Origin of the sequence: Pseudomonas tritici, assembly GCF_014268275.3 — a bacterium.
In the GTDB taxonomy this organism is placed as follows: Bacteria; Pseudomonadota; Gammaproteobacteria; order Pseudomonadales; family Pseudomonadaceae; genus Aquipseudomonas; species Aquipseudomonas tritici.
Genome location: NZ_CP077084.1, coordinates 1,358,573 through 1,377,289, shown reverse-complemented (window position 1 = coordinate 1,377,289; position 18,717 = coordinate 1,358,573). Strand labels below are relative to the sequence as shown.

The window sequence follows — 18,717 nt, the reverse complement described above, 5'->3', positions numbered from 1 at the left end:
TGACCCATGCCCAACGTACTCATCACCGGATGTTCAAGCGGCATCGGCCGTGCCCTGGCGGACGCCTTCAAAACCGCCGGCTACACGGTGTGGGCCAGCGCCCGCCGCCCGGAAGACGTCGCCGCCCTTTCCGCCGCCGGGTTTAATGCCGTCGAACTGGACGTCAACGACAGCGCCGCCTTGCAGCGCCTGGCCGAACAATTGGGCGAATTGGATGTGCTGGTCAACAACGCCGGTTATGGCGCCATGGGTCCTTTACTCGACGGCGGCACCGAAGCCATGCAGCGCCAATTCGAGACCAACGTGTTCTCTATCGTGGGTGTGACCCAAGCGTTGTTTCCGGCCCTGCGGCGCAGTAAAGGCCTGGTGGTGAATATCGGCAGTGTTTCCGGTGTGCTGGTCACGCCGTTTGCCGGCGCCTACTGCGCGTCAAAAGCCGCCGTACATGCCTTGAGCGATGCACTGCGCATGGAACTGGCGCCGTTTGGCGTGCGCGTGATGGAAGTGCAACCCGGCGCCATCAACACCCACTTCGCGAAAAACGCCGGGGCCCAGGCCGAGTTGTTGATCAATGAGCAATCCCCTTGGTGGCCGTTGCGCGACGGCATCCGTGCGCGCAGCCAGGCCTCCCAGGACAAACCCACACCGGCCAGCGTGTTTGCGGCGGATGTGCTGAAGGCTGTGCAACAAGATCTACCGCCACGCCTGCTGCGCTCGGGCAATGGCAGCCGGGCATTGCCGTTGATGGCGGCGTTACTGCCCAAGGCGTTGCTGGAGAAGGTACTCAAGAAGCGCTTCGGGCTCGCCGGCTCGCTTTAGCCCTTCATGAAATCAATAAACGCCCGCACCTTCAGCGGCAAATGCCGAGTGTCCGGATACAGTGCGTAGACCCCTTGCGGGGCGAAGCGATGGTCCGGCAACAGGCGCACCAACCTGCCGGCGTCCAGATCGTCTTTGACCAGCCATTGGGGCAACACCGCCACGCCATGCCCGCGCACGGCGAAGGCTTGCAGGACTGCGGCGCTGTCAGCCACGAGGGTGGTGTGGCCCGTGCAGTATTGATGCTCGACGCCCGCCGAGTCGGTCACCGTCAATTCGGTCAGCCGCCCATGGCCCAACCTGGGCATCTGCTCCAATTCATCCAGGGTACTCACCCCTGCTAACGCTGGCGCCGCCACGGCAAACACCTCGAACGTCGACAACTGCACCGCGCGCAGGTTGGAATCCAGCAAACGTCCCAGGCGGATCGCCACGTCAAAACGCTCGGAGATCAAATCTGCATGGGTCGAGGAGGTGGATAAGTGAATATTCAAGTCCGGATGCAAGCGGCGGAAAGCTTCGATAGCCGGAACGACCACGGCCAACGCGTATTCCACGGTGGTGGTAATGCGCAACGAACCTTTGAGCTGGGCATGCTCCGAGCGCGCCTCTTCCACCGCCAGCCGCGCCTCTTCGAGCATACGCGTACAGCGCAGGTAGAAGCGTTCGCCGGCATCGGTCAGCGCCAATTGGCGGGTGTTGCGGGTCAACAGGGTCACGCCCAACTCGGCTTCCAGGCGTTTGAGGTTGAAGCTGACCACGGCGCGGGTCTGCCCCAGCAAATCAGCCGCAGCCGTCAGCGAGCCGGCCTCGACCACGGCCTTGAAGGTGTCGAATCGGTCCAGGCTGACCATCGGCAGCGCGCTCCTTTGTCAAAATATTTTTGACAAACTAACAGGCAAACCGACGTATACCAAACACTGCATCCCTCCTACCCTGCCCGCTTCATTCGCAGGATTGCGCCCATGACCTACCGCTCGAAAGTCGCCTGGATCTTTTTGCTGGGCTTCGCCCTGGACCTGGTGAATATGTTTGTCGCCACGGTCGCCTACCCGGATATCGCCCGCGACCTGCAGGCCTCGGTCACGCAACTGGCGTGGATCAGCAACGCCTACATGCTCGGCCTGACGGTGATCATTCCGCTCAGCGTCTGGCTGGCCGCGATGATGGGAGAAAGAGCCTTGATCGCCGCCAGCCTGCTGTTGTTCGCCGGAGCCTCGGTGATGGTGGGCCAGGCGAGTTCGATTGAAACGCTGATCGGCTGGCGCGGCCTGCAAGGGCTGGGCGGTGGCCTGCTGATTCCCGTTGGGCAGGCCATGGCTTACCGGCACTTCCCTGCCGCTGAGCGCAGCCAACTGACGGCGCGGGTGATGTCAGTGGCGTTGTTGGTGCCCGCGTTGTCCCCAGCGTTGGGCGGTTTGATTGTCGACAGCCTGTCATGGCGCTGGATCTTCTACGCCAACCTGCCGCTGGCGCTGATCACACTGCTGCTGGCCCTGCTGTGGATAAAACCCGACGCGCCCACAACTGTAAGGCCGGGCCTGGACGTGAGCAGTATTTTCAAACAGATCGGCAGCCCGATGTTGCGGGTCGCCATGCTGATCTATCTGTGCATTCCCGGCGTCTTTATCGGCACCAGCCTGATCGCCATCCTCTACCTGCGCGGCCTCGGCTATGACGCCACGCACACCGGTGCGCTGATGCTGCCCTGGGCGCTGGCCTCGGCAGTCGCAATTTACCTCAGCAAAAAGCTCTTCAACCGTTGCGGGCCGAAGCCATTGTTGCTGGCGGGCATGGCGCTGCAATGCATCGGCATTCTGTTGCTGAACGAGCCTGCGCTGATTATCCCGGCCTATCTGTTGATGGGTTTGGGCGGCAGCCTGTGCAGCAGCACCGCGCAAACCCTGGCTTTTCTCGATATCCCCGCCGAACGCATGGGCCACGCCAGCGCCTTGTGGAACATCAATCGGCAAGTGAGCTTCTGCCTGGGCGCCGCGCTGCTGAGTGGATTGTTGTCGGCCTTGGATTCTTTCGCCATTACCTTCACGATGGCAGCAGCCCTGACCCTGCTGCCTCTTTTTGCAGTGCTGCGCCTGGACACGTCCCGAGTGCGCGCATTGCTCCACCCTGCCAGCGAGCCTCACCGATGATTGATTACAGCGACTTTTTTGAAGAAGTGATCCAGACCCACGTCGAGATCGAGCAATGGTTTGCCGGGGTTGCGCCAGAGGGCACCTTGCAGAACTTGCTCGCGCGCTTCTCTCCGGAATTCAGCATGGTTGCCCCGGCGACCGGCACACGGGTCAATACCGCCGGGGTCAACGCCCTGTTCACGCGTTTGGGCGGCATGCGTCCGGGGTTGAAGATCACGTTGAGCGAGATGACCGGGATTGACCGGCATGCGCGTGGCGCCACGGTGACTTATCGTGAACATCAGGTGGATGACAGCGGCACGCAGACGGACCGCCGCGCCACGGTGGTGTTCGAGAAGCAGGCCAGTGGCGCGCTGTTGTGGCGTCACCTGCATGAGACCTTTATCAAAGCCTGACAGGGTCGATAAATGTGGGAGCGGGCTTGCTCGCGTAGGCGTTGGGTCAGTCGATGGATTAGGTGACTGTCACACCGTATTCGCGAGCAAGCCCGCTCCCACATTTTAGTTGCGTGCTTGATCAACAATCACCGTGCAAGTAATCCCCGCCGCCAACAACACCCCCTCCGGCACTTCATCGATATGAATGCGCACTGGGACCCGCTGCGCCAAACGCACCCAGTTGAACGTTGGGTTCACATCGGCGATCAGCTCGCGGCTTTCGGGGTTGTCACGGTCATAGATGCCGCGCGAGATGCTTTCTACGTGCCCCTTGAGGGTCTCGCCGCTCATCAATTGCATATCGGCTTTATCACCGACCTTGACGTGAGGCAGTTTGGTTTCTTCGAAGAACCCGTAAACCCAGAACGAGTTCATATCGACAACGGCCATCTTGGCTTCGCCGATGCGCGCGTAGTCGCCGCGATGCACATTCAGGTTGGTGACATAACCATCGACCGCCGCGACGACTTGAGTGCGTTTCAGGTTGAGTTCGGCCGCTTCCAATTGCGCCAGAGCGTGCTGGTAATCTGCCAAGGCCGAATCGGCGATGTTGCTGGCGTCTTCGCGGTTTTCCTTGGAGATCACCAGCGCATCGAGGTCGGCGCGGCGGTGGGCGTTGACCTTGCGCATTTCCCAAGTGGCCTTGCGCGAAGCCACCAACGATTGCGCCTGCTTGACTGCGATGCGGTAGTGCTCGGGGTCGATCTGCATCAGCAAGTCGCCCTTTTTCACCAACTGGTTGTCACGCACCGGCACGTCGACCACTTCACCCGTAACGTCAGCCGCCACGTTGATGATGTCCGCACGCACGCGGCCGTCGCGGGTCCACGGGGTCTCCATGTAATGCACCCACAGCGTGCGGCCAATCCAGATCGCCAAGGCCAGTACCAGCAAGGTCGCGAGCAGGCTGAAAAACTTTTTCATCGGGGCATTCTCAACGGTAGACGGTCAGCGCCAGGGCGCCAAACAGGCAAACGAACAGGCTCAGGCGCAGCAACGCCGGGTGCCAGAAAAAACGGTACAGGTCGAACCCGGCCAGGAAGCGATCCAGCGCCCAGGCCAGCACGGCCGCGATGAGGAACATCAGGGTGATGGTCGGCATGTACACGCCGTGGAAGGCGATTTCACGGGGCATTCGGGGATCCTTTGAGGGCAGCGAGCGGCGATTGCGGGTCCAGCAATGAGGTGCGGATAAAATGCAGGTAGCTTTTCACCCGCCGCAGCGCCGAGGTATCGAAGTGCGGGGCGAAGGGTTCGTCGGTGGCGTGCACGCGGCTGATCGCGTGGTCCACAGCGATCAGGCCACGCTCCAGGTTGCTCGCGCTGGGTTGCAGGAACAAGCGCACCAGCGAGCGGCCCATCACGCGGATCGCCTGGCGCCAGGGCTGGGATTCGGCGTACGCCGGGTGCACCGGCAAAATCGCCTGTTCCTTACGCAACTCGATGATCGCGTGGCCGACTTCCAGCACCACGAACATCCAGCGCAGCAGGTCGCGCTGCACGTGTGGCTGGCCGACGGCGAGGCCGTAGGCCTGGTGTAGCAGGTCGCGGGTGCGGCTTTCGAAACTCGAGGCCAGGCCCTTGAGCTTGCCGCTGATCGCGTACACCACTTGCTCGCGCAGGTCCTGCTCCAGGCGGCGCCACAGCCAGCGGCTGTTGGGCGGCAGGATGATCGCCCCCGCCGCCGCGCACACCAGCATGCCGATGACCATGGCGATGTAGTCGTTGATAAAGGTGTAGGGGTTGTAGACCGTGAGGTTGTCCGGCACCGAGCCGGTGCTGAAGAAGATCAGCAGGCCCACGCCCACACCCGCGTATTGCGGGCGTGAAGCGAGGAAGGCCCCAAAGATGATCACCGGGGCGAGCATCACGCAGAGCAGCGGGAAGCCGTCGATCAAGGGAAATACGAAGAACATTTCGACAAAACCCACCAGCGCGCCGATCAAGGTGCCGCACGCCATCTGGAATGCCATGCGCTTGGGGTTCGGTGTGGCGGCGGACAAGCCGACGGTGGCGGCGGCGATCAGGGTCATGGTGGCGCCGCTGGGCCAGGCGGTGGCAACCCAATAGCTGCCGAGCACGATCAAGATGAATGACGCACGAATCCCTGAGGCGGCGCAGGCCAGCCAGTTGGTTTTCGGTATGAAGGTTTCGTCCCACTGCTCGCGCGCATGGCTGTGATCCGCGAGGGAGGCGTGGGTTTGCGCGTAGTTGTGCAGGTCATCGACAAAGCGGTAAAGCAGCTCGTAGGCGGTATGGAAATCCAGCTGTTCGGCTTCGCTGGGGCTCTGTTCCTGGAAGGTCGCGCGCAGGCTGCGGACCTTGGCCGGCAGGCCGTCCTTGTAGGCGCTCAGATGAGCCACCAGGCGCGCTGCGTCAGGGCTGGTGAGCGCGCGACCGGAGAAGCCATCGAGCACTTCGGCAAGGTCCTGCAGGCCGGGTTTGATGGCGGCGACCACATGATCGGCGTCATCGGTTCGCAGGCGTTCAAGCAACTGGTGCAAGGCGTTGAACCGCGTGGTGATGCTCATGAATTCGCTGTTGAGGCGGCTCAGCCGACCGTTGCGCCGGCGCATGTGCGGGTCTTCAAACACGGTGAGGCTGCGCAGCCCTTCCAGGCCGATCGCTTCGGCGATAAACCGGACGTTGCTGGCCTCGAAACCGTCCCGTTTACTGCGCCCGCGCAGGCCGTCGGTGACAAACAGCGCGAACACGCCAAAACGTTGGTACAAGGCGTTGCGCATGGCGGCGCTGCTGGTTTGCGGCAGGATCGCCGCGCTGACCAGCGTGGAACACAATATCCCCAGGGAGATTTCCAGCACGCGCCACACCGCCGCCATAAAGGCGCCGTCCGGGTGGGCCAGGGCCGGCAAGCCGACCATCGCCGCCGTGTAGCCGGCCAGTACAAACCCGTAGGCGCGAAAGTTACGGTTGCGCGTCGCACCGGCGGTGCAGACGCCGACCCAGATCGCCAACGCGCCGAGGAACAGTTCGGTATTCTGCGCAAACAGGGCAATCAACAACACCATCACCGCCGACCCCGTCAGGGTGCCAAGGAAGCGGTAGAAACTCTTGGCAAACACCTGGCCGCTCTGCGGTTGCATCACGATAAACACGGTGATCATTGCCGTGCGCGGTTGCGGCAGCTCCAGGCGCATGGCCAACCACAGCGTGAGGAACGCGGCGATCAGCACCTTGAAGATATACACCCAGGTCACGCCGTCGCTGCGTGCCCAGTCGAAAAAACCACGGCGCCACTCAAGGGAATGCAGCCAGCGCAGCGGTGCAGGCAAGGGGGTCATCACATCCTACTCAGTGATCAAACACGGCGAGCGCCGCCGGGGTCTTGCTCGGGAGGATCTTGGTATCTGGCGGTACGTCGTCGCCGGCTTTGATGCCGCCGCCAAGAGCGGTCACCAGTTCGGCGTGGGTGGTCAGGCGTGCGGCCTGTACGTGTTGCTCGATCTGCTGCTGGCGGAACAGCAAGGTCTGGGCGTTGAGCACATTGAGGTAGTCGGTGAGGCCGCGCTGGTAGGCGATCATCGCGATGTCGTAGGTCTTTTGCGCCGAGGCCACCGATTGCGCGGCGAAAGAGGATTGCTTATCCATCGATTCACGGCGGATCAATTGATCGCTGATGCCTTTGAGCGCATTCACTAGGGTTTGGTTATAGCGCGCCACCGCGATGTCATATCCGGCACTGGCCTCACCCAGTTGCGCACGCAAGCGACCGCCGTCGAAGATCGGCAAGGTGATCGCCGGGCCAACGTTGTAGTTGAATTTCTTGCCCGCCAGGAACGCCAGCATGCCGCCGCCGTTGGCCACGTAGCCGAGGCTGCCGACCAGGTCCACGTTGGGATAAAAGCCGGCGTGGGCCACATCGATGCCACGCGCCTGGGCGGCAACTTGCCAGCGGCTGGCGACCACATCCGGGCGTTGACCGAGCAATTGCGCGGGCAGGCTTGAGGGTAATGTCAGCGGTGCGGCCAGAGACAGTGTCGGGCGTTGCAATCGCGCGCCCTCCCCCGGGCCTTTGCCCGCCAACGCCGCCAGCTGGTTACGGCTCAGGGCAATTTCTTCGTCCAGGGCGTCAAGTTGGCGGTGGGTTTCCGGCAGCGGGGTTTCAGCCTGGCTGACGTCGAAGTGCGTGCCGATCCCGGCGTTCAGGCGTTTGTTGGCCAGGTCGAGAATCTGCTGCTGTTGCGCCAGGGTGGCCGCGACGATATCGCGATTGGCGTAATGCAAGGACAGCTGGATATAAACGCGCACCACGTTGTTCTGCAATTCGAGCTGGGCCTGGCGCGCTTCGGCGGCGCTCATATGCGCCAGGTCGACGGCACGCTCGGAGGCATTGCTTTCGCGGCCCCAGAGATCGAGGGCATAGCTCAGGCCGAGGGACGAATTGTTGTCCCAGGTGTTGGCGCCACTCAATTCACCGGGACCGTAGAACTGATCCTTCGGCCAGTTGTGGCGCTTGAGGGTGGTGTCACTGTTGACCTGCAACGACTCGGCTGACTCGGCAATGCCGGCCATCGCCCGTGCTTCACGTACGCGTGCGGCGGCCATGGCCATGCTCGGGTTGTTTTGAGTGGCGAGGTCGACCCAGCGGTTGAGTTGAGGGTCGCCGTAGGCCCGCCACCATTGCGCGGTGGGCCAATGAGCGTCCTTGGCGGCACTCTGGATCGCTTCGTCGGTGGCCAGGTTGTTGGCGTTGAGGGACTGGCCTTGGGGGGCGATTCCTCCGGTTCCGATGCAGCCGCTGATTGCTAACGATAAAGCCCAAACACTGAGAGCCTTCAACTCTCTGTTGATGCGACGCGGCACTGCTGCGAATTCCTGAGGTGGGGGTGCGGGGAGAGGTGGCGCAATTCTAGGCGGCGGCATGGAGGACGATAAGCTGGCATTCCTGTGAATCTTTGTTACCGTTCAAGCGATAATCCGTTGGTAGGGATCACTGGACGGCGTAACTTTCTGTCACAATTTGGCATCTCCCCTGAGAACTCTCCATGGACACTTTGCAAAACATGCGCGCCTTCAGTTGCGTGGCCGAAGCCGGCAGCTTCACCGCCGCCGCCGTGCACCTGGATACCACCACGGCCAACGTGTCGCGCGCGGTCTCCAACCTTGAGGCCCATCTGCAAACCCGCTTGCTCAACCGCACCACCCGCCGCATTGCGCTGACCGAAGCCGGAAAGCGTTATTTGCTGCGCTGCGAGCAGATCCTGGCCTACGTCGAAGAAGCCGAGGCCGAAGCCAGCGACGCCCACGCGCGCCCTTCCGGGCAGCTGAAAGTGCACACCATGACTGGCATCGGCCAGCATTTCGTGATTGACGCCATCGCCCGCTACCGCCGTACCCACCCGGACGTGACCTTCGACCTGACCCTGGCCAACCGCGTGCCGGACTTGCTCGACGAGGGCTATGACGTGTCGATCGTGCTCGCCAGCGAGCTGCCGGACTCGGGTTTCGTGTCGCAGCGCCTGGGCATCACCTACAGCATCGCCTGCGCCTCGCCGGATTACGTCAAGGCCAAGGGCTGCGCGCATCGCCCCCATGACCTGCTCAACCATGCCTGCCTGCGCCTGGTCAGCCCGGTGATCCAGCTGGACAAGTGGACCTTCAACGGCCCCGAAGGCCAGGAAAGCGTGGCGATCAACACCTCGCCGTTCCTGGTGAACTCGGCCGATGCGATGAAAACCGCGATCACCAGCGGCATGGGCATCGGCTTACTGCCGGTGTATGCGGCCATCGAGGGCTTGCGCAACGGCACCCTGGTGCGGGTGATGCCCAATTACCGCTCCCAGGAGTTGAACCTGTACGCCATCTACCCGTCGCGCCAATACCTCGATGCGAAGATCAAAACCTGGGTGGAATACCTGCGCGGCTCGCTGCCGGAAATTCTGGCAGCGCACCAGGCGGAGTTGGTGACGTATGAGTTGAGTGGCAGCCTGAGCGGCGCGCGAATGGCGAACTGATTGTAGTGAGCGGGCTTGCCCCGCGCTGGGTGGCGAAGCCGCCCCAACCCAAGCACCAAATTTCTCCAGTTAGAACGAGGTGTTAGGTTTTAGGGCGGCTTCGCCACCCAGCGCGGGGCAAGCCCGCTCACTACAGCCCCCTCAATTCGCACAACAATACTCAATAATGTTAGCGTGCTTGGCATTCTTCCGTAGTCGATGAGCCCGCCTGCAATGAAAAAGACTGTCCTCGCCTTCAGCCGTGTCACCCCGGAAATGATCGAACGCCTGCAACAGGATTTCGAGGTGATTGCGCCCAACCCCAAGCTGGGCGATATCAACGCTCAATTCAATGAAGCCCTGCCCCACGCCCACGGCCTGATCGGCGTGGGTCGCAAGCTGGGCCGCGAGCAGTTGGAAGGTGCGGGCAACCTGGAAGTGGTGTCCAGCGTGTCGGTGGGCTACGACAACTATGACGTGCCGTACTTCAACGAGCGCGGGATCATGCTCACCAATACCCCCGACGTCCTCACCGAAAGCACCGCCGACCTGGCCTTCGCCCTGCTGATGAGCAGCGCCCGCCGCGTGGCCGAGTTGGACGCCTGGACCAAAGCCGGCCAGTGGAAAGCCAGCGTGGGCGCGCCGTTGTTCGGTTGCGATGTGCATGGCAAGACGCTGGGCATCGTCGGCATGGGCAATATCGGCGCGGCCGTGGCACGGCGTGGGCGCTTGGGTTTCAACATGCCGGTCCTGTACAGCGGCAACAGCCGCAAGCCGGCGCTGGAGCAGGAACTGGGCGCACAATTTCGCAGCCTGGATGAACTGCTGGCCGAGGCGGACTTCGTCTGCCTGGTGGTGCCGTTGAGCGACAAGACCCGCCACCTGATCAGCACCCGCGAGCTGGGGTTGATGAAGTCCAGCGCGATCCTGATCAATATCTCCCGAGGCCCGGTGGTCGACGAGCCGGCGCTGATCGAAGCGCTGCAAACCCAGCGCATCCGTGGCGCCGGGCTGGATGTGTATGAGCAAGAGCCGTTGGCCGAGTCGCCGCTGTTCCAGCTGAGCAATGCCGTGACCCTGCCGCATATTGGCTCGGCCACCCATGAAACCCGTGAAGCCATGGCCAACCGCGCCCTGGACAATTTGCGCAGCGCCCTGCTGGGCCAACGTCCGCAGGACCTGGTGAACCCGCAAGTCTGGAAGGGTTGACACAAATGCCCTGTGGGAGCGGGGCATGTACCACACAAAATACGGTTAAAGCCTGGCTCCCCCAAGTCGATAACCTTCCATAGATCGTCCTCCCTGATCCACAGAAGGTTTTTATGTCCACCACCAAAGCCCGCGCAGACTCACTTTCGCTTCTGCTCTTTACCTTGCGCAGCGGCAAGCTGATGGCCATCAACCTGCTGAAAGTCAGCGAAATCATTCCGTGCCCGCCGCTGACCAAGCTGCCGGAGTCTCACCCGCACGTCAAAGGCATCGCCACCCTGCGCGGTGCCTCGCTGGCAGTGATCGACCTGAGCCGTGCCCTGGGCGAAATGCCCCTTGAAGACCCCAACGGCGGCTGCCTGATCGTCACTGATGTGAGCCGTTCCAAGCAGGGTCTGCATGTGCAGGCGGTGAGCAAGATCGTGCATTGCCTGACCACCGACATCCGCCCGCCGCCCTATGGCTCCGGCGGTAACCGCGCGTTCATCACTGGAGTCACCCAGGTGGAAGGCGGCCTGGTGCAGGTGCTGGATATCGAAAAAGTCATCCACGGTATCGCGCCGGCTCCGATCGAAGTGGCGCCTACCGACCTGACCATGGAAGAAGCTGAAGTACTCGGCCATGCGCGGATCCTGGTGGTCGATGACAGCCAGGTCGCCCTGCAGCAATCGGTGCACACCCTGCGCAACCTCGGCCTCACCTGCCACACTGCGCGCAGTGCCAAGGAAGCCATCGATGTGCTGCTGGAGCTGCAAGGCACGGCCGAGCAGATCAATGTGGTGGTGTCGGACATCGAGATGTCCGAAATGGACGGTTACGCCCTCACCCGCACCCTGCGTGAAACCCCGGACTTCCAGCACCTGTATGTGTTGCTGCACACCTCCCTGGACAGCGCGATGAACAGCGAAAAAGCCCGTCTGGCCGGGGCCAACTCGGTGCTGACCAAGTTTTCCTCGCCCGAGCTGACCAAGTGCCTGGTAGTGGCCGCCAAAACCGTGGCGCAACAGAGTCTGTGACCGAGTATTTCCAACTACTGCGCCGCGACCTGAGGGGCAGCCTGCCCGCACCGCAGTGGCCGGCCAATACACAGTTGGATCATTACCGCGCAGACCTCGCCCCGGCGATTCACGCGGTGTTGCGCATGACCCAGGACCAGGGCGGCGGCCGCGTTCCCAACCTGGAAACCTGGCAGCGCCAATTCACTAGCGATGCCGAGTTCGACCCCACGCTGTGCCTGGTGGCCAGCAGCGGCGAGGGCATTCTCGGCGTGGCGCAGTGCTGGACCAGCGCCTTTATCAAGAACCTGTGCGTACACCCTTGCGCCCAGGGCCAGGGAGTGGGCCGTGCGTTGTTGCTGCACAGCTTCCAGGTATTCAAGCAGCGCGGCGAACCCTACGTGGACCTCAAGGTGCTGGAGAGCAACCTGCGTGCCCGGCAACTGTATGAAAGCGCAGGCATGGTATTTGTCCTACGGGATGTGGTCGCAGACGACTGACACTCGCTGGCGCATAACTTGCTTCCAGAGTGCCTGAACGGTGAACAGAGGTAAAAACCCGTCACCGTTCCTGCGTGCCCTCTGACCTAGCCTGGTGACAGATCTGCCATGAACACCCACTTTTCCTGCGTCGGTTGCGGTAAATGCTGCACCGACCATCACGTCCCCCTGACACTCGACGAGGCCCGCCTGTGGGCGGCGGACGGCGGTAACGTCATCGTCCTGGTGGAAGGGTTCCTGGGTAATGGCCTGGGCCTGCCCCAGCAGCAACGCGAACATGCCGAGCGCCGTTCGGTGGTGGTACCCAGCGGCAACACCGAGGCGTTTGTGGCGATCACCTTTGCTGCCTACAACGCCGGACGCTGCCGGAATCTTGACGAAGACAACCTGTGCCGCATCTACGAACGCCGGCCATTGGTGTGCCGCATCTACCCGATGGAGATCAACCCGCACATCCCGCTGAACCCTGCCGCCAAGGACTGCCCACCGGAATCCTGGGAACAGGGCCCTGCGCTGATCGTAGGCGGTGAGTTGATGGACCTGGAGCTGGCTGAGTTGATCCGCCGTTCACGTCAGGCCGATCGCGATGACGTGCAGACCAAGGAAACGGTGTGCGCCTTGCTGGGCATACGGACCACGGCGCTCAAGGGGGATGGGTTTACCGCTTACCTGCCGGACATGGGCGCATTTGGCCAGGCGCTTGAGTCCGCAGCGAATCAGCCACCCGTGGCCAGCGAGTGGGTGTTCCATGTGTCGGGCCTGGACATCGCCGAACAGGTGCTGGATGCCGGCGCGCGGGTTGCGACTGAGGTGCCGGCCAACTATGCGTTTATTTCGTTGCGGGCAGCTTAGACTGTTCCGGCCTCATCGCGGGCAAGCCCGCGATAGTGATGGTCCTTTCACCACAAGCGCCGTGATTTGTGACGCGCTGGCTGGCACCGTCCAGCGCGACGCCAGCATGCTGGGCCTGTGGACGCTCACGGTGCATCCAGCCGGTAAGGCGCAAGAATCCGCTGATACTCGCCGTTGTGCATAAGTTGTTCAAGGGCGCGATTAAGCTCCGTACGCAACGCTGTGTCGGTATTGCGCAGTGCAATCGCCACGCCCTCGCCCAGCAGTTCGGTAGACACCGCAGGGCCCAGGAAGTCGAAATCCGCACCTGCGACCGTGTCGAGCAAGGCGTTGCGGATTTCCACGGTGCCCTGCAGAGTGGCGTCAATATCACCTGCCACCAGGCTGCGCACCAATTCGTCGTTGAGCCAGAAGCTCTTGATGATCACCCCGTTGCGCGCCCATTGCGACCGGGCGAAGGCTTCGCGATTGCTGCCCAACAATACGCCAACGCGCTTGCCCTTGAGCGACGCCGTCGTTGGCATCAGGCCTGAGGTTCGATGCGCGACCAGGCGCGTGGTAAAGGGGTAGAGGATATCGCTGAAGCTCACCCAGCGCCGTCGCTTGGGGGTGGGCGCAATCCCCATGATTGCATCGAATTGGCGGGCATCAAGGTCTTCGAAGTTTTCGACCAACACCTGGTCGACCCAGGTGCAGCGCGCATTCAACTGCTGGCACAAAGCATTGCCCAGCTCGATATTCAGGCCGACCAACTGTCCTTGTGGGTTACGGCTCTGGAAGGGGGGGAATTGCGCGGCAACGGCGAAGCGGATTTCGCGTCGCGGTTGATCAATGCCAGCAACGGCATCCACCGCGAGCAACAGGGCAAGCGCTACACAGAGCTGTATCAGGGCCACAGGAAACATCCTTTTCCGGAAAGAGCGCCCTCTATCCAGCCTCGGTAAAAAGTCGAGGCCGAACAGAAGCGGTGCAAGCTTTCAAGAAACGATCGCGAGCCTACAAGCGGAAATTTCAGCGGGCACTGTAGGTTGCATCCTGCAAGGCGTGTTGCAGATTATTCCTAACGTTTACCCATCGAACGACGAGTACCCGGCGGCGCCATGCCAGGGGTCTTGGTGTGGCCGTTCTTGGCACCGTTTTTGTACCAAGGCTGGGCGTCACTCTTGCTGCCACCCAGTTCACCCGGTTTGAAGGGAAACTTGAACGCCGGGATCTCGGCTTTTTCAACGCCGTCGGCGTTGGCCGAATCGACGAGGTCGGCCGCTTCAACAGGTGTGTGTGTCGGGGATTTCATGAAAGCTCCGGGGCATGCAGAAGATGATGTGGGCCAAGTGAAGGATCACATAGGTAGGAAGTATACCTGCGCGACTCAGATCTTTGACCAGCGTCGTACGAATGGTCAGGAGTTAACTGACGCGGCTGTCAGATAGCGGTCACTTTACTGACTGGGTCAGCAGGCTATAAATACTCACCCCTACCTCAACCCCTGCCTTGGCGCCTTACAGCATGCACATTAAAAGAAAAACTGTATTGACCGTGGGAGTCCTCGCAATTCTGGCTGTCGCGGCCTGGGCGCTGACCCGACCTGCCAAGCCCAAACTGGTTGCCTCCACCGCCGTGCCAGTAAGGGTCGTGAAGGTGGTGGAGCAGGACTTGCCGCGCTACGTGACCGGAATCGGCTCGGTGCTGTCGTTGCACAGCGTGGTTATTCGCCCGCAAATCGACGGCATCCTCACTCGATTGCTGGTCAAGGAGGGGCAACTGGTCAAGGCCGGTGACCTGCTGGCGAGCATCGATGACCGCTCGATCCGTGCCAGCCTCGACCAGGCCAAGGCGCAACTGGGCGAAAGCCAGGCGCAACTGCACGTGGCGCAGGTCAACCTCAAGCGCTACAAGGAACTGAGCATTGATGATGGCATCTCCAAGCAGACCTACGACCAGCAACAGGCGCTGGTCAACCAGCTGAAAGCCACGTTACAGGGTAATCAGGCCGCCATCGACGCGGCCCAGGTGCAACTGTCTTACACGCAGATTCGCTCGCCCGTCACCGGCCGCGTCGGTATCCGTAGTGTGGATGAAGGCAACTTCCTGCGCATGAGCGATGCCCAAGGGCTGTTCTCGGTCACCCAGATCGACCCGATTGCCATCGAATTCTCCCTGCCCCAGCAGATGTTACCGACATTGCAGGGCCTGATCGCAGCGGCTTATCCCGCCCGCGTAGACGCCTACCTGGGTGCCGATACCGAAGGCGAAAACGCCGACCTGCTCGGCCAGGGCCGCCTGAGCCTGATCGACAACCAGATCAGCAGTACCACCGGCACCCTCCGCGCCAAGGCCGAATTCAGCAACAGCATGCAGAAACTCTGGCCGGGCCAACTGGTGACGATCAAGATCCAGACCGCCCTCGACCGCAACGCCCTGGCGGTTCCGCCAAGCGTGGTGCAGCGCGGCCTGGACTCGCACTTCGTGTACCGCGTCAACGGTGACAAGGTAGAAATCGTGCCGGTGCAAGTGGTGTATCAGGACAGTGAACGCAACATTCTCAAGGGCATCCAGGCGGGCGATGTGCTGGTCAGCGATGGTCAGTCGCGGCTCAAGGCGGGCGCCAAGATAGAGGTCCTCAAAGAGCCACCCCAAGTGATCCAGACCGCTGACGTCATGGTGCAGCCATGACGACATCCCGGGGCTCGATTTCCGCCTGGTGCATCGACCGCCCGGTCGCCACCCTGCTGCTCACATTCGCCCTGGTGCTGCTCGGGCTGATTGCCTTTCCAAAATTACCCATCGCCCCACTGCCAGAGGCTGAGTTTCCCACCATTCAGGTGACCGCACAGTTACCAGGCGCGAGCCCGGACACCATGGCATCGTCGATTGCGACCCCACTGGAAGTGCAATTCAGCGCAATTCCTGGCATGACTCAGATGACCTCCAGCAGTGCCTTGGGCTCCACTCTGCTGACCCTGCAATTCACCCTCGATAAAAGCATCGATACCGCTGCGCAGGAAGTGCAGGCAGCTATCAATACCGCTGCCGGCAAACTGCCGAGCGATATGCCGAGTCTGCCGACCTGGCGTAAGGTAAACCCGGCGGACAGTCCGGTTCTGATCGTCAGTGTCAGCTCCCACGACATGCCCGGCACTGAACTGAGTGATTTGGTCGAAACCTTGTTGGCGCGCCAGATCAGCCAGATCGACGGCGTAGGCCAGATCAACATCACCGGCCAGCAGCGCCCGGCGATTCGCGTGCAGGCTTCTCCCGATAAGCTCGCCGCCATCGGCCTGACCTTGGCCGACATCCGCCTGGCGATCCAGCAATCCAGCCTCAACCTGGCCAAAGGGGCGCTGTACGGCAAGAACAGCGTCTCGACCCTGGCAACCAATGATCAGCTATTTCACCCGGGTGAATACGGCGACTTGATCGTCTCCTACAAGGATGGCGCCCCTGTTCAACTGCGCGACGTCGCCAAAGTCGTCAGCGGATCGGAAAACGCCTACGTTCAGGCGTGGGCCGTCGACACGCCTGGCGTTAACCTGGTAATTACCCGCCAGCCCGGCGCCAACATCGTCGAGACCGTGGAGCGCATCCAGGCCGAATTACCACGACTGGAAGCCATGCTGCCGGCATCGGTGCAGGTCAGCGTGCTGATGGACCGTACCACCACCATCCGTGCCTCGCTGCACGAAGTGGAAATGACCTTGTTGATCGCCGTATTGCTGGTGGTCGGGGTGATGGCGATTTTCCTGCGCCAATGGTCGGCGACCATCATTGTCTCCAGCGTGCTGGGCGTATCGTTGATCGCGAGTTTTGCCCTGATGTACGTGCTGGGCTTCAGCCTGAACAACCTGACCCTGGTAGCCATCGTGGTGGCCGTAGGCTTTGTGGTGGACGATGCGATTGTGGTGGTGGAGAACATCCATCGCCATCTTGAGACCGGCATGGACAAGCGCGAGGCGGCGATCAAGGGGTCCAGTGAGATTGGCTTTACCGTGGTGTCTATCAGCGTGTCCCTGGTGGCAGCCTTTATTCCGCTGCTGTTCATGGGCGGCGTAGTCGGCAGGCTGTTCAAGGAGTTTGCCTTGACCGCCACGTCGACCATCCTGATTTCCGTCGTGGTGTCCCTGACGCTGGCGCCGACCCTGGCCGCATTGTTCATGAATGCACCAAACCACCGCGCGCATGACAAACCCGGCTTTGGTGAAAGACTGCTGGCAGCCTACGAAAGAAGCTTGCGTCGCGCCCTGGCCCACCAGCGCACCATGGCTGGCATCTTCATGCTGACCCTGGCGCTGGCCGTGGTCGGCTATGTGTTTATCCCCAAGGGTTTCTTTCCGGTGCAGGACACCGGTTTTATTCTCGGCACCAGCGAGGCGGCGGCGGACGTGTCTTACCCGGACATGCTCGCCAAGCACAAGGCGCTGGCGCAAATCATGAAGGATGACCCGGCTGTGCGAGCGTTCTCCCACTCCGTCGGTGTAACCGGTAGCAACCAGACCATCGCCAACGGGCGCTTCTGGATTTCCCTCGTACCCCGAGGTGATCGGGATGTGTCCGCCAGCCAATTCATCGACCGCATCCGACCCAAGCTGGCCAAGGTGCCGGGCATCGTGTTGTACCTGCGCGCGGGCCAGGACATCAACCTCAGCTCCGGCCCAAGTCGTAGTCAATATCAGTACGTGCTCAAGAGTAACGACGGCGCGACGCTGAACACCTGGACCCAACGCCTGACCGAAAAACTGCGTTCCATTCCGGCGTTCCGCGACATCTCCAATGACCTGCAACTGGGCGGCAGCATCACCCACATCACCATCGATCGCCGCGCTGCCGCACGGTTCGGACTCACCGCCACCGACGTCGATCAAGCGCTGTATGACGCCTTCGGCCAGCGCCAGGTCAATGAGTTCCAGACCGAAATCAACCAATACCAAGTGGTACTGGAACTGGACACCCAACAGCGCGGCAAGGCCGAAAGCCTGAATTACTTCTACCTGCGTTCGCCGCTGACCAATGAAATGGTGCCGCTGTCGGCATTGGCCCGCGTCGAAGCGCCCACAGTTGGCCCACTGTCCATCAGCCACGATGGCATGTTCCCGGCCGCCAATCTGTCGTTCAACCTGGCGCCCGGTATTGCGTTGGGTGATGCGGTGATTCTGCTCAACCAGGCGAAAAACGAGATCGGCATGCCGGCTTCGATCATCGGCAATTTCCAGGGTGCGGCGCAGGCGTTCCAGAGTTCGCTGGCCAGCCAGCCGTGGCTGATCCTTGCGGCATTGGTGGCGGTCTATATCATTCTCGGCGTGCTGTATGAGAGCTTCGTGCACCCGCTGACGATCATCTCGACGCTGCCCTCGGCAGGCCTGGGTGCGCTGGTCATGCTGTGGCTGTTGGGCCAGGACTTCTCGATCATGGCGCTGATCGGCCTGGTGCTATTGATCGGCATCGTCAAGAAGAACGGTATCCTGCTGATCGATTTCGCCCTGGACGCCCAGCGCACGCGTGGGCTGTCACCGCAGGATGCGATCTTCGAAGCCTGCATCACACGGTTCCGGCCGATCATCATGACGTCCTTGGCCGCACTGCTCGGCGCCCTGCCGCTGATGCTCGGCTATGGCGCCGGTGCGGAGCTGCGCCAGCCGCTGGGCATCTCGGTGGTCGGCGGGCTGCTGGTCAGCCAGGCGCTGACGCTGTTCACCACGCCGGTCATATACTTGTACCTTGAGAAGTTTTTCCACAGGCCCAAACCAACACCTGCGTTGGCGACCACACATTGAGGCTGGGGCCCCGCCCTAGAGCAAAAGGCT

At 61.7% G+C, this 18,717-nt stretch carries 17 protein-coding genes; 10 read left to right on the top strand and 7 right to left on the bottom strand.

The window, feature by feature from the left end:
• Positions 1-6 precede the first annotated feature (6 nt).
• Positions 7-819: an SDR family oxidoreductase gene (locus tag HU722_RS06090; RefSeq protein ID WP_065875024.1), complete on the top strand. Its 813-nt coding sequence runs from the start codon at positions 7-9 to the stop codon at positions 817-819.
• On the opposite strand, the gene HU722_RS06085 is transcribed toward HU722_RS06090, so the two are convergent.
• On the bottom strand, positions 816-1,673 hold the full coding sequence (locus HU722_RS06085; protein ID WP_065875025.1) for a LysR family transcriptional regulator: 858 nt from the start codon (positions 1,671-1,673) through the stop codon (positions 816-818). The two genes, HU722_RS06090 and HU722_RS06085, sit on opposite strands and share 4 nt — an antisense overlap.
• Before the next feature lie 111 nt (positions 1,674-1,784).
• Here HU722_RS06085 and HU722_RS06080 point away from each other — a divergent pair, with 111 nt between their 5' ends.
• Positions 1,785-2,969 (top strand): MFS transporter, encoded by a 1,185-nt coding sequence (locus tag HU722_RS06080; RefSeq protein WP_065890504.1) that lies wholly within the window; start codon positions 1,785-1,787, stop codon positions 2,967-2,969.
• Positions 2,966-3,367: a hypothetical protein gene (locus tag HU722_RS06075; RefSeq protein ID WP_017526200.1), complete on the top strand. Its 402-nt coding sequence runs from the start codon at positions 2,966-2,968 to the stop codon at positions 3,365-3,367. The genes HU722_RS06080 and HU722_RS06075 overlap by 4 nt, the downstream gene beginning before the upstream one ends.
• Before the next feature lie 105 nt (positions 3,368-3,472).
• Here the strand turns inward: HU722_RS06075 and HU722_RS06070 are convergent, their stop codons facing one another.
• The 4 genes from HU722_RS06070 to HU722_RS06055 are packed head-to-tail and all read right to left on the bottom strand — an operon-like array spanning position 3,473 to position 8,233.
• On the bottom strand, positions 3,473-4,333 hold the full coding sequence (locus HU722_RS06070; protein ID WP_065890506.1) for an efflux RND transporter periplasmic adaptor subunit: 861 nt from the start codon (positions 4,331-4,333) through the stop codon (positions 3,473-3,475).
• Positions 4,334-4,343: 10 nt separating this feature from the next.
• A complete protein-coding gene (locus HU722_RS06065) occupies positions 4,344-4,544 on the bottom strand; it encodes a DUF1656 domain-containing protein (RefSeq protein ID WP_065875027.1) in 201 nt (66 codons plus the stop codon).
• Complete coding sequence (locus tag HU722_RS06060) at positions 4,534-6,711, bottom strand: FUSC family protein (RefSeq protein WP_186752329.1); 2,178 nt, start codon at positions 6,709-6,711, stop codon at positions 4,534-4,536. Before HU722_RS06060 ends, HU722_RS06065 begins: the two co-directional genes overlap by 11 nt.
• 10 nt (positions 6,712-6,721) lie before the next feature.
• On the bottom strand, positions 6,722-8,233 hold the full coding sequence (locus tag HU722_RS06055) for an efflux transporter outer membrane subunit (RefSeq protein ID WP_186752330.1): 1,512 nt from the start codon (positions 8,231-8,233) through the stop codon (positions 6,722-6,724).
• A 182-nt stretch (positions 8,234-8,415) separates the two neighbouring features.
• Here HU722_RS06055 and HU722_RS06050 point away from each other — a divergent pair, with 182 nt between their 5' ends.
• The 5 genes from HU722_RS06050 to HU722_RS06030 all read left to right on the top strand — a co-directional run bounded on the left by HU722_RS06050 (position 8,416) and on the right by HU722_RS06030 (position 12,919).
• On the top strand, positions 8,416-9,384 hold the full coding sequence (locus HU722_RS06050; protein WP_065879589.1) for a LysR family transcriptional regulator: 969 nt from the start codon (positions 8,416-8,418) through the stop codon (positions 9,382-9,384).
• A gap of 213 nt (positions 9,385-9,597) precedes the next feature.
• The gene (locus HU722_RS06045; RefSeq protein ID WP_065875031.1) at positions 9,598-10,572 is read left to right on the top strand and encodes a 2-hydroxyacid dehydrogenase; all 975 of its coding nucleotides are present in this window, start codon (positions 9,598-9,600) and stop codon (positions 10,570-10,572) included.
• A 113-nt stretch (positions 10,573-10,685) separates the two neighbouring features.
• Positions 10,686-11,588: a chemotaxis protein CheV gene (locus tag HU722_RS06040; protein WP_065875032.1), complete on the top strand. Its 903-nt coding sequence runs from the start codon at positions 10,686-10,688 to the stop codon at positions 11,586-11,588.
• The gene (locus tag HU722_RS06035) at positions 11,585-12,067 is read left to right on the top strand and encodes a GNAT family N-acetyltransferase (protein WP_065875033.1); all 483 of its coding nucleotides are present in this window, start codon (positions 11,585-11,587) and stop codon (positions 12,065-12,067) included. Before HU722_RS06040 ends, HU722_RS06035 begins: the two co-directional genes overlap by 4 nt.
• Before the next feature lie 108 nt (positions 12,068-12,175).
• Positions 12,176-12,919, top strand: a complete 744-nt coding sequence (locus HU722_RS06030; protein ID WP_065875034.1) for a YkgJ family cysteine cluster protein — start codon at positions 12,176-12,178, stop codon at positions 12,917-12,919.
• Positions 12,920-13,044: 125 nt separating this feature from the next.
• Here HU722_RS06030 and HU722_RS06025 read toward each other — a convergent pair whose 3' ends face one another.
• Together HU722_RS06025 and HU722_RS06020 are read right to left on the bottom strand one after the other, a co-directional pair.
• On the bottom strand, positions 13,045-13,815 hold the full coding sequence (locus tag HU722_RS06025) for a transporter substrate-binding domain-containing protein (protein ID WP_065875035.1): 771 nt from the start codon (positions 13,813-13,815) through the stop codon (positions 13,045-13,047).
• Positions 13,816-13,979: 164 nt separating this feature from the next.
• Positions 13,980-14,213 (bottom strand): hypothetical protein, encoded by a 234-nt coding sequence (locus HU722_RS06020; RefSeq protein ID WP_065875036.1) that lies wholly within the window; start codon positions 14,211-14,213, stop codon positions 13,980-13,982.
• A gap of 212 nt (positions 14,214-14,425) precedes the next feature.
• Here HU722_RS06020 and HU722_RS06015 point away from each other — a divergent pair, with 212 nt between their 5' ends.
• Both HU722_RS06015 and HU722_RS06010 read left to right on the top strand, forming a co-directional pair.
• Positions 14,426-15,592, top strand: a complete 1,167-nt coding sequence (locus HU722_RS06015; protein WP_065875037.1) for an efflux RND transporter periplasmic adaptor subunit — start codon at positions 14,426-14,428, stop codon at positions 15,590-15,592.
• Positions 15,589-18,687: a multidrug efflux RND transporter permease subunit gene (locus tag HU722_RS06010; protein WP_065879591.1), complete on the top strand. Its 3,099-nt coding sequence runs from the start codon at positions 15,589-15,591 to the stop codon at positions 18,685-18,687. The genes HU722_RS06015 and HU722_RS06010 overlap by 4 nt, the downstream gene beginning before the upstream one ends.
• Positions 18,688-18,717: the final 30 nt, after the last annotated feature.